The following is a 20382-nucleotide window of genomic DNA, read 5'->3' as shown; positions in this document are numbered from 1 at the left end:
TCACAATTCTATTGATTCATATAGAATGGGCACGGAATATTTTGATTTGATAAACTTGCCATCGCGAGTAGCAGGAACCCACCTTGGGGAAAGGTTAATAACCCTTAAAGCTTCCTTATCAAATTCATGAGCAAAACCTTGTACAAGTTTAATGTCCGACAGTAAACCATTACTCTCCACATAAAAACTTACTTTGACTATACCTTGCTTAACAGCTGAATCTTTTGGCCATTTTAAGTTTTGATCTAAAAATTCATGAAATGCCTTATCGCCGCCACGGAAATGCGGAGGCGCAAGTTTTTGCGCCTTAGCGCTTAATGAAACCATTAAAATGATAAGGATGGGTAAAATTTTCTTCATCCTTAAATATAAATCAATTCTCCCTCACCAGCAAGCCGTCAGCAAAATCGCGCAGGTATTGTTTATGATCTTCGGGCAGATTAATAGCGTCGAGGGCTACGAAAGCTTTATCGGCATAAGTCTGCATGGCTTTTTCAGCATGCTGCCTGATATCAAGTTCGTTGTAAATGTTTGTTATGGCTTTAACTTTTTCTGCAGTGTCAAATTCAGCTGCACATAGCCATTGGTTTAGCGTTTGTGCCTGGCCGTCTTTTGCCAGTTCAAGGGCCCTGATCAGCAAAAAGGTTTTTTTATTGGAGATGATATCGCCGCCAACCTGCTTACCAAACTTTTCCGGATCGCCGTATACATCCAGAATATCGTCCTGCAACTGGAAGGCAATACCAAGGTTAACCCCGAAAGAATCAATCAAATCAGCGTCGGTTAAAGCTGCACCGCCAATGATGGAGCCGATTTTTAATGTACCGCCTAACAGCACCGCCGTTTTAAGACGGATCATGTTGATATATTCTTCAATACTTACATTGTTACGCTGTTCAAAGCTCATATCAATCTGCTGGCCTTCGCACACGCCGGTCGCAGTATCGTTAAAAACGTCAAGTACATTACGCAAAATGCTGTCATCAACCTTCATCATCAGGCGGTTGGCTTCTACCATCATGGCATCGCCGGAGAGGATAGCGACATTGGCGTTCCATTTTTCATGCACAGTTGCTTTGCCACGGCGGAGCGGGGCTTTATCCATAATGTCGTCATGCATCAGCGTAAAATTATGGAATACCTCGATAGCAAGTGCAGGTTCAATCGCCTTGTCAACGTCGCCTCCAAAAAGGTCGCAGGCCAGCAGGAGCAGGGCAGGGCGCATGCGCTTGCCGCCAATAGATAAAATATAGCTTATTGGTTCATACAGATCGGCGGGGTAAGCCGGGTAGCTTAGTTTGCCTACTGCATCATTTATTAGTAACTGTAACTCTGTAAGTTGTTTCATTTGTTTACGGGAACCCTGATTTTCTTGATTTTAGGATCGACTTGATTATAAATATCAGGAAATCCTAAAATTAGGCGAATCACGGTTCATTATTCTTGTACCAATATAAAGTCTATCTGTTTTTTGGTCAGATCAACCTGTTTTACCTTAATCTTTACTTCATCGCCCAGTTGGTAAATTTTCTTTTTACGCTGACCGATGATGGCATAGTTTTTTTCGTCCAAAGTATAAAAATCATCAGAGATATCGCGCAGGCGGATCATGCCTTCGCATTTATTTTCGATGATCTCTACATACATGCCCCATTCGGTAACACCCGATATGATACCCATAAAGGTGTTGCCAACCTGGTCGCGAAGATACTCAGCTTGTTTGTATTTTACTGATGAACGCTCTGCATCGGCGGCTTTTTTCTCCATTAAAGAACTGTGCGAACAGAGCTTTTCATAAAACTCGGCATTGGCAGATTGACCGCCGCTTAAATAATGGAACAGGAGTCTGTGTACCATCACATCCGGGTAACGGCGAATTGGTGAGGTAAAATGCGTATAATGATCAAAAGCCAAACCGTAATGACTGCTGCTTTTAGTGGTATAAATAGCTTTGGCCATGGAGCGGATAGCCAGATGGGTTAGCACGTTCTGTTCTTTTTTTCCCTCTACGTCTTCCATCAGGTAATTGAGGGATTTTGCTGTTTCCTTGTCAGATTTTGTATTGATTTTATAACCAAACCTGGCTGCAAACTGGGCAAAATTGGCCAGCGCATCGGGCTTGGGCGAATCATGCACACGATAAACAAAAGTGTATTTGTGTTTGCCTTTGCCCATTTTGCTCACCCGCTCGGCCACTTTGCGATTAGCCAGCAACATAAAATCTTCGATTAGTTTATGGGCGTCTTTGCGCTCTTTTACATAAACGCCTGTTGGTTTGCCGTTTTCATCCAGTTTAAACTTAACTTCGGTAGTTTCAAAACTGATCGCGCCGTTTTTAAATTTACGGTCGCGAAGCTTATAAGCCAGTGCGTTGAGCTTGAATATTTCTTCCTTAAAATCACCTTTTCCCGTCTCTATTACTTCCTGTACTTCTTCATAGGTAAAGCGTCTGTCGGAGTAGATGATGGTTTTACCGTACCATTCGGTAATGATATTGGCATTTTCATCCATTTCGAACACTGCAGAAAAACAAAGCTTTTCTTCTTTTGGCCTGAGCGAGCAAAGACCGTTTGATAATCTTTCGGGCAGCATCGGGATAACCCTGTCCACAAGGTAAACAGAGGTAGCCCTGTCTAAAGCCTCTTTATCCAAAGCTGAATCAGGGGTAATGTAATGCGATACATCCGCAATGTGAACACCAACTTCGTAGTTGCCATTATGCAGCACGCGATAGGACAGGGCATCGTCAAAGTCTTTGGCGTCAAATGGGTCGATGGTGAAGGTGGTGATGTTTCGGAAATCACGGCGTTTGGCAATTTCTTCGGGCGTGATCACGTCCGGAATTTCTTCAGCATCATGCTCAACCTCGGCAGGAAATGATAGCGGAAAACCATATTCGGCCAGGATGGCGTTCATCTCCGTATCGTTTTCACCCTGGGCTCCTAAGATATGTTTGATCCTTCCGATAGGGTTTTTAGCTTCTGTTGGCCAGTCGGTGATTTCGGCTACAGCTTTGATGCCATTTTTAGCCCCGTTAAGCTCGCTAATGGGGATGAAAATATCGTGCATCATCTTACGATCGTCGGGAATAAAAAACGCGTATCGTTCTGAGAGTTTAACAATGCCCGTAAACTCCATTTTGGCGCGCTGCAGAATTTCGATAACCTCGCCTTCTTTGTGCTTGCCTTTACTTTTGGCGTATACATAAACTTTCACACGGTCGCCGTTAAGGGCGGTGCGAAGCTTACGCGGAGCGATGAAAATATCGCTTTCAAACTCGTCATCGGTAACGATAAAGGCCGAACCATCGTTGGTAAGGTCAACTACGCCTTCAATAAAGGTTTTAAGTTCAAGCAGCTGGAATTTGCCCGGAGCGATTTCTTTTAATACCGATTTTTTAACCTCGTCTTTTAAGATGTCGTAGATGATCTCGCGCGATTCGGGGTCACGGACGTTTAATTTAGCAGAAACCTGTTTATAGTTGAGTGGCGTATTGCCGTTTTGTTCAAATATATCAAGTACCATTTGGGTAAGTACCTGGTGTATAGAAGAGTTGTTTTTCTTGCGTTTAGACATAGAATAGTATTTGCATCAAAGATACAGAATTTTGGGTACCCCATCTTGGCCCAATAGTGATGGATAAAGCAGTTTTAATCAACCCGGTATCGAAGCAATCAGCCTTTTGGTGTATTCTTCTTTTGGGCGATAATAAATATCGTCGGGGTAACCGGTTTCAACTATTTCACCTTTGTTCATCACCATCATCCGGTCGGAGATATGCTTGATTACAGCCAAATCATGCGAAATAAAGATGTAGGTAAGTTTAAGTTCATCCTGTAGCTCACGGATCAGGTTCAGAACCTGGGCTTGTACCGATACATCAAGCGCCGAAACTGATTCATCGCAAATGATAAATTTAGGCTGGAGCGCCAAAGCCCGGGCAATAACAATCCGCTGACGTTGCCCGCCCGAAAACTCATGGGGATAGCGATTAAAGTGTGCAGGCTGCAGATTCACCCGTTCAAGCAATTCAAGTACCTTTCGTTTGCGGGTTGTATCATTGCTGTAAAACTGATGTACCTGCAATGGCTCCATAAGTGATTGCCCAACGGTAAGCTTAGGATTTAATGATGAGTATGGATCCTGAAAAATGATCTGGATATCTTTTCTGATCTGTCTCAACTCATTTTTTTTAAGCCCCTGCAGTTCGGTACCTCCAAAGATGACCCTGCCCGATGTTGGCTCTATTAACCTTAAAATGCTTCGCCCCAAAGTGGTTTTACCACATCCCGATTCACCAACAAGGCCTAAGGTTTCGCCTGGGTATACATCAAAGCTTACATTGTTCACTGCTTTTACAACATGATCTTTCCGTTTGAAAAATCCTGTATCAGTTGGAAACCAGGTGTTTAATTTATCTGCCTTTAACAAAGGCTGCTGTTCATATAGTTTACGCTTTCTTTCGGCGATTTCGGTGTCCGGGTAATGATATAATTCCCTGATGCTTTCTATAGTTACTGCGGGCCTGGCCTCATCCAGAAAATCGGCCACAACAGGGAGTTTTTTCAAATGCTGCTGCGGGGAAGGACGGCAGGCCAGCAATCCTTTAGTATAAGGGTGCCGGGGATTTGCGAATAGATCTTTTACCGCGGCTTCCTCTATAATCTCGCCTTTGTACATCACCAAAACCCGGTCGGCAATTTCTTTGATCACACCCAAATCATGCGATATAAAGATCAGGCTCATATGCCTTTCAGCTTTAAGCTTGTGCAGCAGCTCAATGATTGTTTTTTGCACGGTAACGTCAAGTGCGGTGGTGGGCTCATCGGCAATCAAAATCTCCGGGTTGCAGGCCAAAGCCATCGCTATCATTACCCGTTGTTTTTGTCCGCCCGAAATCTGGTGAGGATAGCTGTTGAATATGGCCTCGGGCCGCGGTAATTGTACTTCTTTGAACAGCTCAATGGTTTTTTGTTTAGCCTCGGCTTTACTTGATCCTAAATGCAACCTGATAGCTTCCGTAAGCTGAAAGCCACAAGTAAGTACCGGGTTAAGCGAGGTCATGGGCTCCTGGAAGATCATGGCCACCTGGTTGCCGCGCACATGCCGCATTTCATCTTCCGATAATTTACACAGGCATACGCCATTTAAAAGCACAGAGCCGCCTATTACGGCCTGATCTTCATTGAGCAAACGCATCAGGGCAAGGGAGGTAACAGATTTGCCCGAGCCGGATTCGCCAACAATGCCAATGGTTTCGCCTTTGTTAAGTGTAAAAGAAATTCCCTTTACGGCCGTGAACTGGTTTTTGCCATTTTTAAAACTAACCGACAGATCGCTAACTTTAAGCATTATGAGCCTACTATTGTTATAAATTCGTCTGCTATCAGTTCTTCGCCGCGATAACGTCTTAATAGTTGTGCTGTAGCTATCACATCTTTTTGGCAATAAGCGCAAATGCGCTCCAACTGGTTTTCATGCCAGTATACGCGGCCTACATCGCTGCCATCTATATCGTCTTTGGAGGTTGGGATATTAAAAATTGTGGTAAGCAGGTTTAAGGAAGTGTAGTGTTTGTGATCGCCAAACTTCCATAATTCCATGGTATCTAAATGGACAATCTCCCAGGGCTTTTTACCCGCTATTTGCAGCTGCGGCGGAATTGGTATGCCGTTTACCAGTAAACGGCGGCAGAGGTACGGGAAGTCAAATTCCTTGCCATTATGAGCACATAAAATAAGGGTGGGCGGCTGACTGACCAACAGGTTGCAGAACTTGGTAAGCAATTCTTTTTCATCATGTGATGCAAAAGATTTTACCCTCAAGCCAATGTTTTTCCCGGCAATAAAGATCCCGACCGAAATGCAAACTATTTTACCAAACTCGGCCCAGATGCCGGCGCGCTCATAATGAATGTCAGCAGGTTCATCTTTGCGTTGATGCCGGGTTTTTAGTTCCCATAAAACCTGCAGATTTTCGGGCAGTTGTTCGTGGGTGCTGTACTGCGGCACAGTTTCGATATCGATTACCAATAAATTATGCAGATCGTACTGTTCAAGCATCCGGTTAAAAATTATCGAGGCAATATAATGATAAAGTTAGTAGATGATAGCTGTAGACATTTAGTTTACAGAAAAATTAAAATCGATAAGTTGTGTTTTTTTATTTCTTCAATACTTCAAACTCTATACTGATAGTATTGCCGTTGCCATCAACCAACGTAAGAATATGTTTGCCCGGAGGCGGGTTTAAAGCCACCTGGTGAAAATCTTTGGTCTCGCCAACGTACTGATCATCCAGGTGCCAAAAGATCTTCATGCCTGGCTGGCGGTGTGCTGCGTTGCAAATCATGCGGCCACGGGTGCCGTCTGCTTCAAGGGGCACGTATATTTTAGCGCCGTTTTTAGGGTAGATGACTTCCATCGTATTTCCATTTTCGGCCTGGGTACAATCCGGGCGAAAGGGCGGGAGTACATGATATTGATAGTTCCTGGCTTTGTAATAATATTCCATAGATGGCGGCAACACAAACCAGCTTTTATTGAGGATGTTATCCGGCGGCTCACAATTACCGTTTACCTGCCATTTGGCATCGGCAGATAAATGCACCAATTGATGGTAAGGACAAACAAGGGCTTTCAGGCCGCTTTTGGGTACATATTGCTCATCTGCATCCTGGCAATATTGCCCGGCCCGGTAGCCGCTTTGTTTGCACACATTTATTTTTACCATTTCGCCCATTGGCATTTCAAACCAATCACGCGATACGGGCAATAGTCTGAAGATTTCAAACAGAGCAGGAGCAGCCGTATTGATGCCCGTTAAGCCCGGCCGGCCCTCGCCATCGGTATTGCCAACCCAAACACCAACTACGTATTTGGGTGTAACGCCAATAGCCCAGCCATCGCGAAAGCCAAAGCTTGTTCCGGTTTTCCAGGCCACGCGCTGGCTCGAGCTAAATTGCTGCCAAAGCATTTCCTCGCCCGGTCGCATCACTTCCTCCATGGCCTGGAAAGTGTAATAAATAGAAGCCGCATCCAATAACCCAGACTTTTCAAGTTCAGGTTTGGCTGCAGCCTTCTTTTCATAAACAGGATTATGAAAATCAGCAGGATCATACTTGCCATTGTTTTTGTTGTAATGATTAAGTACGCGCGCCATATCGGCATAAGCGCCGCTTAATTCCCAAAGCGTGTTTTCACCCCCGCCCAATATTAACGACAGTCCATAGTGATCGGCAGGTTTGGTTAAAGTGGTGATGCCTGCTTTATGCAAAAAATCATAAAAGCGCTCGTATTTGTATTGCTGCAGCATTTTAACCGCCGGTACATTCAGCGAACGGGATAAGGCGCGTGATGCGGGGACAGCACCATCATAACCCAGATCGAAGTTTTCCGGATGGTAACCCGCGATCATGGTAGGTACATCGGGCATCAGGCTATTGGGCAATATCAGCCCGTCGTGCAGCATTGCAGCGTATAACAGCGGCTTCAGGGTACTTCCGGGGCTTCGCGGGGCATCTATCACATCAACATCGCTTTCCATTTGCGGGTCCTCCCGGTGGGATATGTTACCGGCATATGCAAGTGTTGCACCTGTTTCAACATCAAGTACAATGGCGGCAATATTGTTGATGTCGTTAGCCTTTAATAAACTATGATGCTGCTCCAGGATATTGTTTACCTGCTGCTGAAGCGACGATTTGATGCTGCTGGTAATGCGGGTATCTCCCTCGGGCTTAGCCTGATGATCGGCTTTAAAACGTTGCAGCAAGTGCGGAGCAAGTTGAGGAAGGGCCATCGGTCTGTCGGGCACAGGCTCGAGCCGGGCGAGGGCTGCAGTTGTACTATCAATGATACCTGCCTTATGCAATTTATCCAATAATGAATTCCGTTTGCGGAGCAGTATGGCCCTGTTCCTGCCGGGGTGTACCAGGGATGGCGAGTTAGGCAAAACAGCCATAGCTGCCATTTCGCCCCAGGAAAGTTTATCAGGGCTGCGGCCAAAATATCGCCATGACGCTGCATCCAGCCCAATAACATTGGTGCCGAAGGGGGCGTTACTGGTATATAACGCTAAAATTTCGCTTTTGCTATGGGTTACTTCAAGGCGCATTGCCATGAAAATCTCTTTCAGTTTATTCCATATATTGCGTTTATGCCTGGTAGCCAGCCTGATCACCTGCATAGTAAGGGTACTACCGCCGCTGCTTACCTTTTTCGAGCTCAGGTTTTGTTTGATGGCCCGGCTAAAAGCAACAATATCAAAGCCGGGGTGATGCTCAAAGCGTTTATCCTCAAAAGTGATAATGCATTGTTTGAATTTTTCGGGTACTGTGGGATTATAAGGAAAGCGCCATTGGCCATCATTTGCTATGGAAGCACCGAGTAACTGGCCCTGATCATCGTCAATTACGTAGGAGGTGGGGCTATTAAATAAAGGATTGGGCAAACAAAACCAAAATATCAGGGTTAAAACAAACAAAAAGAAAAGCGAGACTGTAACTTTAGGCTTTTTTAAATAACTTTTAGCTCGTTTTAGCACAAATTGCATTACTAAATATAAAAATATTAAGCCAGTTCAGGTTTATACAACTATAATTGTGGCAAAAATCTACCAGGCAATAATACAATAAATGACGATACAAAAATTATCAATTATTATTCCGGCTTACAACGAAGGTAAAACCATTCATTTAATTTTGGATAAAATTAAGGAGGTAAACCTTATCAACGATATTGAAAAAGAAGTCATCATTGTAAATGATTGCTCAAAGGATGATACAGAAGCAGCTATTTATAAATATAAACTTGCCAACCCCGAAGTTAACATTCAATACTTTAAGCACGAATCAAATAAAGGTAAGGGAGCAGCTTTACATACAGGTATAGCAAAAGCTACAGGCGATTACCTGATCATCCAGGATGCCGACCTTGAATATGATCCGGCTGAATACAACGATCTGTTAAAGCCCGTAGTAGCGGGTTTTGCCGATGTGGTTTATGGTTCCAGGTTTATGGGAAGCAACCCTCACCGTATCCTGTTTTTTTGGCATACCATTGGCAACAGATGGCTCACTTTTGCTTCAAACATGTTTTCCAATCTTAACCTTACTGATATGGAAACATGTTATAAACTGTTCAATACCAAAGTTATCCAATCCATAAAGCTCACTGAAAAGCGTTTTGGCTTTGAGCCAGAGGTTACCCAAAAAATCTCGAGGGTGCACCGCATCAGGATCTATGAGGTAGGTATTTCCTATTATGGCCGTACCTATGAGGAAGGCAAAAAGATAGGATGGAAGGATGGGGTTAGGGCTATTTACTGTATCCTTAAATATGGCTTGTTTAAATCAAAATAAGAGTTTTTCTGCCGGAGTAGCTTTCATAAACCGTATTTCTTCTTTACCGAAATTGTCAGCAAGAACTTGAATGACGAAAGTCGCTTTTTAGAGTGGCTCGATCCATTTTAAATTGCACACAGGAGATGCGATGTGACGCGTCCCGATATAAAAATCAACGTGTTAAACAGGTTCTAAGAGGTTTAACATTCAAAAAATTGTTGTCATTAAAATCAATGTTTTACTGCTTCCGTTGTACTTTTTCCCAAACCGCGCTTTGCCTGGTACTAAAATAGCGGATAATGCCCGCCAGCACTGCATAGTTCATAACACAAAAATAATAGGGAATGAAAAGGACTTTAATACGGAGCTGCCGCTTTTCCATTATCAGCCCAAGCAAGGCCAGCAAATAAAATAATATCTGCGCCAATAATAGTCCTTGCATAGCTGTTTCTCCAGGTTTAAGAGCCAGCACAACGTTTAAAATAAACGATAATATAAGCAGGAACGGTGTAACGGTCCATCTTAAAACCCGGTGACTGATATACTGAAAGGATAAAATTGGGTAGGGGAAAGGATTGAATAATTTTTTTAGCCTTAAAATAGATTGCATTCCGCCGGCAGCTATCCTCACTTTTCGTTTTAACTCTTCCGACACATTTTCCGACGCCGTTTCGGTAGCGTATGCTTCAGGTTCATAAATAATGCGATAGCCTTTAGCAGCTATCAGCATCGAGATCATAAAATCGTCAAGCACAGTATCCGCTTCAACAGGCTGATATAGTGAGCGGCGCACACTAAACAGTTCGCCTGCCGCGCCAACAACCGAATATAGTTCCGAATCCCATTTTTTCAGGGCTGATTCATATTTCCAGTAGAACCCTTCACCAGCCGCACTGGCATCTGCGTTCTCATCAATATGTACCCGTTTTTCGCCCGCAACGGCGCCAACTGTTGCATCGCTGTAATGCCTGCAGATCTTGATCAATGCATCTTTATTTAAAAATGTATTGGCATCGGTAAATACAACCGCGTCTGTATCAACATAGTTCATAGCACGATGTACCGCGGCTATTTTGCCGGCGCGCTGTGGCTGGTGCAGCAATTGTATCTGCGGGTACCTGGCAACAATATCGGGTGTTTTATCCGATGACCCGTCGGTTACGAAAAGCAGTTTTAGTTTTCCTTCGGGATAATTAAGCAGGAGGCTGTTGCTGATCTTTTGCTCAATAAAATATTCTTCGTTGTAAGCGGCTATCACCAAAGTACATGAAGGAAGTTCATCCAGGTTTTCTGAAGCAAGAGCTTTCCGGCCTTTAAAAGCCCTTTTGATCCTGATGATCAGGTACAGAAAAATTCCGTATCCTGCAAAAGTGTAAAAAACAATAAAAAGGCTTATGGCTAAAATTATTTTCATGCTATGGTATTAATGGGGTATCCTAAATTGCTGCTGTTTTTTGAGTGGGTAAAATTCCACCATACTGCTTTAAAAAGCATCGGAATAAAGTCGTATTGTTTTTCTTTGACGTAGTTAACCAGGTTACGGGGTACCACAATCAGCAGAAAATAAAAATAAAATAATACTTTTTTAAACGGCGGGGCATTCCGGCGGATAAAAAGGATCCTGTTCCGGTTCATGAAGTATTCCTTTAGTTTGCTTTTTTTGCCTACCGAAACAGATTCTTTATGGTAAATAAGCGCATCGGTACAAACCCAGGCTTTAAAACCTGCTCTTATGATGTGTTCGCACCAGTCAACCTCTTCATAGTAAAGAAAAAAGTTTTCGCTCATCATGCCCGCCTTTTCAATAGCTTCTTTCCTGATCATCATGGCTGCCCCGTGGCAGTAGGCCGTAGGCGCAGTTATATGATCAAACTGACCTTCGTCCTTTTGCTTTAAGCCTATCACGCTATTTCGGCAGGTGTAATAGTTCATAGGCGTGTAGCCCGCATATTGTATTAATTGTTTATCACTGAAATACTTGATCTTGGGCGACAGCATTCCTACGGCGGTGTTACTATCCATTACCTCAACCAGTTTTTCAACTAAACCCGGGGTAAACTCGGTATCATTGTTCACCATAAAAATATAATCGCCGGTAGCTACCGTAAGCCCGAGGTTATTTCCACCGGCAAAACCAAGGTTAACATCCGAGCGGATAAATATTATTTCGGGGTATTTTATTCTCCAGCCGGGAACCGGATCTACCTTACTTGCATTATCAACAACAATTATTTCTATATTACTATAAGTACTTGTATTTTTAATTGATAATAACATTTCCTCGGTAACGGATGGCTGATTAAAACTTACAGTAACAACAGAAACTTTTTTCATCTAAAAGGGGTTATTATCAATATTGCTTTTTACGGCTAATATTAGTAAAAGTTAACCAATTATATCACTATATTCCTTTGAATAATAACCAACCAAATAATGATGAGTCACTGCTTACCATAAAAGCAGATGAGCTTATACAATTGCTGAAAAAGGGGAATGTTGATAAAGAACTTGTTAAAGCCATACAGCAAAAAATAAATAATGCTATTGAAAGTAATTCGAACCAGCAAAAATTTGATGCCTTTAGCGGGTTAGATCAGGAGCAAAGCCGGCTCGATATGGTAACAAACCTGGAATTTTTGCTTACCCAACACCAGGTTGATAGCCGGGAATCGAAGAAATACTTGCTGCATGAAAGAATAAAACGTATGGTTTTGGTAGCAATTGCGGTTACCATGATCATACTTGGTTTAGCCATGATCATCATGCCTGCACCACCATATTTTGAAATGTTTACCATTTTTTATTTTTCAAAAGACGACGGTATAACTTTAATGGATGTTATATCGGTGTTAATAGTATTATCGGGTGTATATTTGTTTATAAATGCCCTACTCCGAAAAATTAACGCCTGAACTCACTAATATGCCGAAACGTCCAAAAATACTCCTGGTTGATGATAGCCCGCTGATTTTGATGGTTATAGGGCAGGCTTTGGAGAAAGAGGGTTTTATTAGCCGCAAGGCAGGTAATGTAGAGGAAGCTATGACGGCGCTTGAAAATGAAATCCCCGATTTGATTTTGTCTGATTATCAAATGCCCGGTACAGATGGTTTTGCATTCAGGCAGCATTTAATGACTATACCTGAGTATAAAAATATCCCCTTTATGTTTTTAACATCAGTTACCGATCACGCTCACATGATAGCGGGGATCAGTCTTGATGCTATTGACTACATTGATAAGGATACACCCATTGTGGTCATTATCTCAAAGATCAATAATTTTTTGAACAGCATCCGCGAACGCCACGAACACACGATCAGGGAGCTGAGCAGCGCCGCAATAGCCTTAAATTTGTATTCCGTTCCGCAGGAAATACCCCGTATTAATGGCTTTGAAATAGATTTCTGGCATAAATCGTTTGAGAATTACCCGGGCGGAGATTTTATTGATGTGTTAACTATAAATAACAGGTATACTTTTATTATCCTGGGCGATGTGATGGGCAAAAAATGGGGAGCATGGTTTTTTTCATTCGGCTATCTGAGCTATATAAGGGCAGCTGTAAGGATATGTGTTTCGGAAGGGGACGTATCAACCAAAAGTATCATGCAAAAAATCAACTCGGTAATTTACCATGACCCGGTTGTGAGCGACGTGTTGTCGACACTTTCACTTGTCAGGATCGATCCGGAGAATGAAACGCTAAGTTATACCGGCGCGGGCGACTTGCCGCTGTTGTATTTTAGCTCCAGGGAAAATAAACTTAACAGGATTAACTCATCAGGCTTGTTGCTGGGGATTAGTAAAGAGGGCGGCTTTGATGAACATTTATTTACCATGCAGCCTGGTGATCAGTTGATCATGATAACAGATGGATTGATAGATAAAGAGACACCGGCAGGAAAGAAAACTGACCTGAACAGTTTTATAGATGAGATTGAAAAATATCTTGGTAAAACCAATTCATTTGCAACCTTAAAATACGATGGCTTTTTGAACGAAAAAGCGAGAGAACAAATTGATGACTGCAGTTTAATATTTATTCAAAAAAACAGCTAAATGATATTACAAACACATCTGCTTAATAATGCATTAATTGCGGATATTCAGCTTAAAGAGGCGAATTTGGCAAATGCTGAACAATTTAAGTCGGAACTGATGAGCCTGATCAATAAAGGAAATAAGTATGTTATTGTAAACTTTGAACAGGTAATATATGTTGACAGTTCTTTTTTAGGCGCATTGGTATCGGCTCTTAAACTGGCCATGAACAACGGGGGAGACATTGCCGTAGTTGGCTTAAATAATGATATCAGGTCTTTGTTTCAATTGGTGCGGCTTGATAAGGTGTTCAGGATCTATACAAATACACAGGAGGCTTTAACCGGGGCATAAACGAATTTACTACCTTGAAAAAATTTGTTTTTAACAATGAAACCGAAGGTATTTATCCTTTAACCGTGCAGATCATTAATTATATCCAAAACATAGCAAAAGATATAGTTGATGACGACGCTGGCTTCAGGATAAAAACCATCCTGATTGAATTGCTTACCAACTCGCTCAAGCACATGGGGGATGATGTTACCAGGATCGGGATCGATCTGAAAAATAACAAATTATATATAAGTAAACAGGACAAGGGAAGGCCGCTGCAAATTAATACCAGGCAGGCATTGTTGACATGGCCGTTAACGCACAGCAAATTTACCCCAAATGAAATTGCCATCTATGGTGATGACTTTGGTACATTAAAAGGGCGGGTGAAAAACAGTAACCAATTAGAGTTTTTTACCGAAGACCTTGATGTACGGTATATTAACAAGGAAACCATTATGGGGTTAAATGAACATTATGGCCTGATGATCATTGCACGTGCCAGCGATGCGTTTAACTACAAACATAAACCTGATACAGGCGTAAATACTTTTACCTCGATAATTGAACTTAAACAGCGTTAGGCATTTCTGCGCAATTTCTGAAGTGTTTCTTGATGGTTAGGAACAATTTTATATAAGTGGCCGAACTACAGCGATCGGGAGAGCAACTTTCGGCAAAGTAATTATATTATAGGGCAATTAATTATCACACTCGTTTTCGCTATTTCATAGCTGTCTCTTCGTTTACCGGTTCTGAAGGAGCATTATCGTGCGGTGTATGAATAAACTTTTTGTTTGCTCCTTTTAACTTAAACAGCAGTAAAAACATGGTAAAAAATATAAGCGGCAGTTTAAGCATGGCTTCTAAAAGTTTTCTATTATAAAACGATGTTGGAATGGCAACTACGATACCAAGGTAACAAGCCACTGTTGCCCCGAGCCACAAATGCCAGTGCGGGCCTATGCCCGGAGTGAAAAAAGAGATCAATAGCATAAAAGGCATCAGGCCAAGCATTAATACGCGCGGCAGGATAGCCATCTGATAAATCTCATTCACGTAGTCAAAATTGCCGCGGAAAAATTGGGCGGGCGCGGTAGCTCCATATTTTTTAAGCAGGTTAAACTGAGCAGAAAGCCATCGCTTACGCTGCTTTTCAAACACTGCGGGATTACTCACTTTTTCATCGTAGATATACGCTTTTTCTGCATAAGCAACATGGATCTTATCACGGGTCAATAATAAGCCCATTTCCTTGTCAAAGCCGCCCACGGCATCAATACGCGACATTACATTTACAAACAGGTTGTACTCCAGGGCCATACCCGAACCTATAATGGCTGCCGAAAAATTAAACAACTGCTGCGATTTTCTGAAAATATGATTGTTAACTTCTTCGCTTACAGCATCAAGTATTGCTACCTGTGTGTTTGAGTTTTTTGCTACCCTATGGCCCTGCACCACCCGGTGACCTGCTTGTAAATAGTTGTTGATCTGGTATAGGTAATCGGGCGCGGCAATGTTATCAATGTCAAAAACAACCGCGGCATCAAATCCAACCGCCGTGTTTTCAATGGCTTTGTTCAGCGCTTTTGATTTGGTGCTGGTTTCAAAAACCACCTCTACTACCTGCAAAGGCATCTGCTTTAATTTAACAATGGTTTCAGGTTTCATGGAGTCGGCTATCACACAAACCGTGAACATATCTTTAGGGTAATCGATAGTTAGTGCCGCCGCCGCCGAGTTTAGAATAATTTCATCTTCTTTATAAGCGCAGATATAAACTATAAATTTACTGAGCGCAGTGGCCGTGGCCGGCTGTTTGATGGGGATTAATTTTCCGAGTACAGAAAATACAAACAGGTACAGGCTATATACGCCAAGGTATATAAACAGCAAAATGGCGATTAGGGATGCTATGAATTTAATGATTTCCATGTGTTTTATTGCTAAACCCTGTTTGTATTAATTAGCAGCAGGTTGTATTATTAAAAATTAACTTTTCCGTTTATTGTTCAAATTTGTTGCCAGCAAACTTTTGATCTCTGTTATACGGTGCTCCCAGGTATTTTGTGCGGCTATTTTTAATCTTTTTTGTTGTAAAAAAGGAGTGTCGTTTAACGATAAATTAAGGGCAGCAGAAAATTCATCAACATTTTTGCAGATATATACGCTGTCGCCGGTAAACTCTTCTAAATCTTCGTTAAAATCAGTGATCACTACCGGCCGGCCCGAGCCCAGGTATTCAAATAACTTAAGCGGAAAAATGGAACTGCTTACGTCATCTTTTTTGAAGGGGATAATAGCAACATCAAATCCTTTAAGCACGGCAGGCAACTGCTCATAAGGTACTGCTCCTTTTTTGAAAATATTAGGCGCATTAAAAGCAGGGTTGTTTTCATAATCTTTACCAACCGGCCCTACAAATACAAAGTTTTTATCGGGATTTTGTTCGAGTAGCTGCGTTAACAAATTATAATCAATACGCCGTTCAATATTGCCGAAATAACCGATTATCGGTTTAGTGATATCAGAAAGGATATCTGCTACAGGCAACGCCGGATCCAGCGCTTTTTGACTATGGCCGATGTCGGCTGCGTTTGGCACGAAGTAAGAGTTAGGGTTAAGTTTAGCTTTTGCATTGCGCAACTCTTTACTGGTGCTGATCACCAGATCCATATCTTTCACCAATATATCTTCGGATATAAGGCCGTGACGAATTTGGTATTCCTCAATAAGCGGATCAACGCAATGATAAACTTTTAATAATGGTTTTAATTTTAACAACCGATGCAAGCTCGGATAGTAAAACGCATAGGAGTTGATAAAGATGTAGTCCTTTATTTTAAGGCTTTTAATAATCTTATTGAGCCTCGCCGCTACAATTCGTTCGTTCACCTTCACGGCCAGCCGATATACAGCTCCTTCGGGCAATGAATTGATCGACGGCACCGGAGGCGTAATGATGATCTTTAAATTAGGAATCTCTGTTTGGATAAAACTATTTTGGGGAGAAAAGAAGTGCGGTTTGCGTGCCTTATACCCGGGTGTATTTTTAAACTGGATATAATCTTTCCAGGTATAGGGCCTGTCAACATAATACACGTAGTTATCTTGGGCCAAATGTTTGGCCATAGTATAGTTTGTTGATTCGAGGCGGCTATCAAACTGCATTTGCGAAAATATTACGATATGCCGGTTTTTAAGCTCCATATAACTTGCTTATTCAGTTAGTCGTTTTCCTTTTATTTTGTCCATCACAACACCTATAAGTTCTTTTAGTTCAATGTAGCCTAAAACAAAGATGTCGGATATTTTAAACTGAAGATGTTTTTTTAATGCCCAGTAACCAAATATAGCACCGGTAGCAAAGGTAAAGATAGAAGCAACTGCTACCGCATACAAGTTGTGGAATATGAGAATTCCCGTAAAATCGCCTATTATGTTAACAGTTAGCATCAGGAATACTTTGATCATGTTAAGATGTGGTTTGTTGATGATATCAAGCGTTATACCGAAAAACCTGTCGATAGGTAACAGCATTACATAACACATAAAAATCCTGAAAATATTGCCTGCATCAGAATGCTGGTATTTAGCGCCGAACAAGAGGCCGATAATAAGGTCGGCAGCAACAAAACAGATCACAGCGATGGGGGTAAGCGCTATGGTCAGCATGCCTGCATATTTTTTCATGATATAGGTGACATATTTTTGATCGCCTCGCTGTACAGCTGCCGACATTACCGGCAATGCAGTAGAAATGAAAGCCCGTAGCGGGATTTCAAAAATCTCCATAAGTCGTTGCGGAATGTAATAAACAGCCAACAGATCGGGGCTGAACATAGGCTTTACGATAAACGTATCAGAGCTCCTGAGCAGGTATGAACTTATAGATGTGCCTACACTGTATTTACCAAAATGGGCCATTTGTTTTATTGTAGCCCAGTTTTTGTGTGCTATAGTTTTTACCTTAGCCCAGCCTGTAATAATGCAAATAACGCTGCTTAACAGGTTAGCTGTAAAGTAACAATATATAGTTGTTTCAAAATTTGATTTGCCCGCAACGGCAACGCCAACCACCAGCGCCAGAAAACCTCCCTGGTTCATTAATTGCAGCGTGAACATTTTATCAAAGCGCTCTTCGGCCTGGAGCGTCCAAAGGCTCACCGCCGAGGGGAGTGTGCAGAAATAAATGAGGCTAAACCATTTAAGCGTAATAACTATATCAGCATCCGGGTTTGTGTAAATAAGATAGATCAGGAAATTTACGACGGCAAATACGCAGGTGACCATAAAACCCAGGTACCATGCAGATCCTGATATGTTTTTCATTCTCTCGGACGTGGAGCCCGAATAAAATTTAATGACCGATGTTTGCAGAAAACCCGTACGAAAGGTATCGGCCAGTGTAAATACAATCTGGAAAAATATATAGTTGCCAAAGGCGGGTTTACTTAAGCGGCGGGCCAGCAGTGATAGTATCACCATTCCCAAAACCGGCAATACGGCGTTGGTTGCCAGTGAAAGCGTGTGTTTGTTTATTAATTTTTTAAATAAACTCATGAATCATGTTTTACGCTTTCTCCCACAATTGTGTTGTGAAATTATATTGTTTTATTACTTTGGCGGGGTTGCCAACTGCTACTGAATAAGGCGGGATATCCCTCGTAACCACACTGCCAGCCCCAATAACCGAATGTTTACCAATGGTTACACCGGCGGTTACCACACAATTAGCACCTATCCAAACATTATCATCAATAGTAATTTGTTGGGTGGTTACTTTTTGATGGCGTGGCGGCATACTTACGTCCTGATAGCCATGATTAAGGCCGGATATCACAACATGCTGCGCTGTCATGCTGAAATTGCCTATTTTAACCGGGCCAATTATTACCGTACTGATGCCAACGCCTGATCCTTCCCCGATAAATACATCGCCAACGCCGTTATTGATCACAGCGAAGTCTTCTACAATACTTTTTGCGCCAAGTGAAAACTTGTTGAACGGAAAAAGGTCCATCCGTGCATTAAACCTTACTACACTGTTTTTACCCCGGTGATGGAAAAAGCGGTTAAGTATCAGCCTAACCCAAAGCCTTGGCCTCGACTGTCCGGGCGGAATAAGCATCCAGTGAACTAATTTTTTTAATCTGGGATTTGATTTTATGGATGATACAAATGACATCTGCTTAATGAATTAGTATTGCCCCTGTACTACTATTTTTTTAAATTGCTCCTGCTCCTGGTTGTCAAGGCGCTTGCATACTACAAGGATGGATATGGCCAGGTAGAACAGGATGTTTGATGGGTATTGAACGATAGCCTGCTGCGGAAAGTTACCAATATTGAACGCGAACAAGATCAGCAACATGGCCAGGCAGTAATTTTTAAGTTCGGGATTTTTGATACTGAAGTAAAAGTTTATTCCCGTTTTAAGCACCACAAAAAATAGTGTACAAAATAGGATGAGCCCAATCCAGCCCATTTCAACGGCTACGCGTACATAACCACTGTCGGGCGGGAATTTGGCTAACATGGAGTTTGGTGAAAACTTACGGCCCCAAACGCCTACAGAACCTAAGCCACCGCCAATAGGGTGGGAAAGGATATAAGGCTTGATTCTCTTTTGATTTTCAGCACGAACGTTGTAAGATGCGTCATCAGATGGGTTAAAAGCTGTTTGAAACCGCTTGATCAATGGGTTGGAGGTTGGCATTACTATCAAAATGCCGAGCATACCTCCTGCCACAAGCGTGAAAAATAAAACCCGTTTGTTGAAGTTTAAAACGGCCAGCATAGAAAGCGCTCCCGGTACCAATACATAGGCGGCCCTTGTACCGGAATAAAGCATAACATATAAAAAGAAAGCGGCGATAAAGCCCAGTAATGCTTTGCGTTTGACAGGTAATTTGCCCATAATGAGTACAATGCAGAGCAATGCGCCTATAACCATGTTGTATGAAAATGTTACAGGGTCAGAGAAGATGGCAAATTTACGCATATGCCCGTTGATGAACAGTAAACTTACACGGGTAGGGTCAGAATACAGGTATCGGCGTTCGAATGAAAAAAAACCTATATTTTCTTGTTGAAAAGCAGAAATTCCCGCCAGTATATCCAGCAATAACCAAAGCTTTAAAAGCGTTTTTATAAACTTTACCGTGCGGATCTGGTAAACAAAAACAAAGTACATCAGCATAATGAAGCCTATGGTACGCACAGTATAAATCCAGGCCAGCCGTGACGCGGCCGCAGGGTTTACAAATTCAAACATATTGTAGGCCAGCCACACCAGTATCATGTAGCTTATAGGATTTTTAAAATAGGTCCAGTTTTGTTCAGTGCGCTGTTTTATAAAAAAACCAAAGATAAGCAGATAGGTGGTTACATCCATCAAAGTACCGATAGGTACTCCGCTTGGTAATAATTCAGCAATGTAATTGATGAAAAATGCGCCTGTGATAAGCGCGCAAATGCCGAATTCGGGATAAACGGTAATGGCAAATACAATGGGTAAACCCATAGTTATCACAAAAACAGCACCTACTCCTATAAATCCAAGCTTATAGGTTAAAAAACTTATCACAAGTGAGGTGATTAGCAGAAAAAACAGGGCAAACGGATGCGAAAACTTTTGAATCAGAAGCGCTTTC

At 42.2% G+C, this 20382-nt stretch carries 18 protein-coding genes; 5 read left to right on the top strand and 13 right to left on the bottom strand.

Annotated elements, in window-relative coordinates; genetic code table 11:
- The 6 genes from DIU38_RS12680 to pbpC all read right to left on the bottom strand — a co-directional run bounded on the left by DIU38_RS12680 (position 1) and on the right by pbpC (position 8553).
- Positions 1-360 (bottom strand): energy transducer TonB, encoded by a 360-nt coding sequence (locus DIU38_RS12680; protein WP_112655046.1) that lies wholly within the window; start codon positions 358-360, stop codon positions 1-3.
- Positions 361-373: 13 nt separating this feature from the next.
- A complete protein-coding gene (locus DIU38_RS12675) occupies positions 374-1348 on the bottom strand; it encodes a polyprenyl synthetase family protein (protein ID WP_112655045.1) in 975 nt (324 codons plus the stop codon).
- Between the two features lie 89 nt (positions 1349-1437).
- The gene (gene rnr, locus DIU38_RS12670) at positions 1438-3576 is read right to left on the bottom strand and encodes a ribonuclease R (protein WP_112655044.1); all 2139 of its coding nucleotides are present in this window, start codon (positions 3574-3576) and stop codon (positions 1438-1440) included.
- A gap of 78 nt (positions 3577-3654) precedes the next feature.
- Complete coding sequence (locus DIU38_RS12665) at positions 3655-5352, bottom strand: ABC transporter ATP-binding protein (RefSeq protein ID WP_112655043.1); 1698 nt, start codon at positions 5350-5352, stop codon at positions 3655-3657.
- Complete coding sequence (locus tag DIU38_RS12660) at positions 5352-6062, bottom strand: 3'-5' exonuclease (protein WP_112655042.1); 711 nt, start codon at positions 6060-6062, stop codon at positions 5352-5354. Before DIU38_RS12660 ends, DIU38_RS12665 begins: the two co-directional genes overlap by 1 nt.
- A 100-nt stretch (positions 6063-6162) precedes the next feature.
- Positions 6163-8553, bottom strand: coding sequence for a penicillin-binding protein 1C (gene pbpC, locus DIU38_RS12655; RefSeq protein WP_112655041.1), 2391 nt, complete (start codon positions 8551-8553; stop codon positions 6163-6165).
- Between the two features lie 82 nt (positions 8554-8635).
- Here pbpC and DIU38_RS12650 point away from each other — a divergent pair, with 82 nt between their 5' ends.
- The gene (locus DIU38_RS12650) at positions 8636-9361 is read left to right on the top strand and encodes a glycosyltransferase family 2 protein (protein WP_112655040.1); all 726 of its coding nucleotides are present in this window, start codon (positions 8636-8638) and stop codon (positions 9359-9361) included.
- A gap of 220 nt (positions 9362-9581) precedes the next feature.
- Here the strand turns inward: DIU38_RS12650 and DIU38_RS12645 are convergent, their stop codons facing one another.
- Complete coding sequence (locus DIU38_RS12645; protein WP_112655039.1) at positions 9582-10757, bottom strand: glycosyltransferase family 2 protein; 1176 nt, start codon at positions 10755-10757, stop codon at positions 9582-9584.
- The gene (locus DIU38_RS12640) at positions 10754-11677 is read right to left on the bottom strand and encodes a glycosyltransferase family 2 protein (protein WP_112655038.1); all 924 of its coding nucleotides are present in this window, start codon (positions 11675-11677) and stop codon (positions 10754-10756) included. The genes DIU38_RS12645 and DIU38_RS12640 overlap by 4 nt, the downstream gene beginning before the upstream one ends.
- 77 nt (positions 11678-11754) lie before the next feature.
- On the opposite strand from DIU38_RS12640, the gene DIU38_RS12635 reads away from it, so the two are divergent.
- From DIU38_RS12635 to DIU38_RS12620, 4 genes are read left to right on the top strand one after another with little or no spacing between them, the layout of a single operon-like run.
- On the top strand, positions 11755-12255 hold the full coding sequence (locus tag DIU38_RS12635; protein WP_112655037.1) for a hypothetical protein: 501 nt from the start codon (positions 11755-11757) through the stop codon (positions 12253-12255).
- Between the two features lie 10 nt (positions 12256-12265).
- Positions 12266-13405, top strand: a complete 1140-nt coding sequence (locus tag DIU38_RS12630; RefSeq protein WP_112655377.1) for a PP2C family protein-serine/threonine phosphatase — start codon at positions 12266-12268, stop codon at positions 13403-13405.
- Positions 13406-13741: an STAS domain-containing protein gene (locus tag DIU38_RS12625; RefSeq protein ID WP_112655036.1), complete on the top strand. Its 336-nt coding sequence runs from the start codon at positions 13406-13408 to the stop codon at positions 13739-13741.
- 14 nt (positions 13742-13755) lie between these two features.
- A complete protein-coding gene (locus tag DIU38_RS12620; RefSeq protein WP_112655035.1) occupies positions 13756-14307 on the top strand; it encodes a sensor histidine kinase in 552 nt (183 codons plus the stop codon).
- Between the two features lie 139 nt (positions 14308-14446).
- Here the strand turns inward: DIU38_RS12620 and DIU38_RS12615 are convergent, their stop codons facing one another.
- The 5 genes from DIU38_RS12615 to DIU38_RS12595 are packed head-to-tail and all read right to left on the bottom strand — an operon-like array spanning position 14447 to position 20315.
- Entirely contained in the window at positions 14447-15661 is a 1215-nt protein-coding gene (locus tag DIU38_RS12615) for a glycosyltransferase (protein WP_112655034.1), read from the bottom strand.
- 57 nt (positions 15662-15718) lie between these two features.
- A complete protein-coding gene (locus DIU38_RS12610; protein ID WP_112655033.1) occupies positions 15719-16936 on the bottom strand; it encodes a glycosyltransferase family protein in 1218 nt (405 codons plus the stop codon).
- Positions 16937-16945: 9 nt separating this feature from the next.
- Positions 16946-18289 (bottom strand): lipopolysaccharide biosynthesis protein, encoded by a 1344-nt coding sequence (locus DIU38_RS12605; protein ID WP_112655032.1) that lies wholly within the window; start codon positions 18287-18289, stop codon positions 16946-16948.
- Positions 18290-18299: 10 nt separating this feature from the next.
- On the bottom strand, positions 18300-18914 hold the full coding sequence (locus DIU38_RS34660; protein WP_112655031.1) for an acyltransferase: 615 nt from the start codon (positions 18912-18914) through the stop codon (positions 18300-18302).
- Positions 18915-18926: 12 nt separating this feature from the next.
- Positions 18927-20315, bottom strand: coding sequence for an O-antigen ligase family protein (locus DIU38_RS12595; RefSeq protein WP_243771208.1), 1389 nt, complete (start codon positions 20313-20315; stop codon positions 18927-18929).
- Positions 20316-20382: the final 67 nt, after the last annotated feature.

This window comes from Mucilaginibacter metallidurans (genome assembly GCF_003286435.2).
In the GTDB taxonomy this organism is placed as follows: Bacteria; Bacteroidota; Bacteroidia; order Sphingobacteriales; family Sphingobacteriaceae; genus Mucilaginibacter; species Mucilaginibacter gossypii.
Note: the sequence above shows the minus strand (reverse complement) of the source record. Positions and strands in the feature narration are given on the sequence as shown.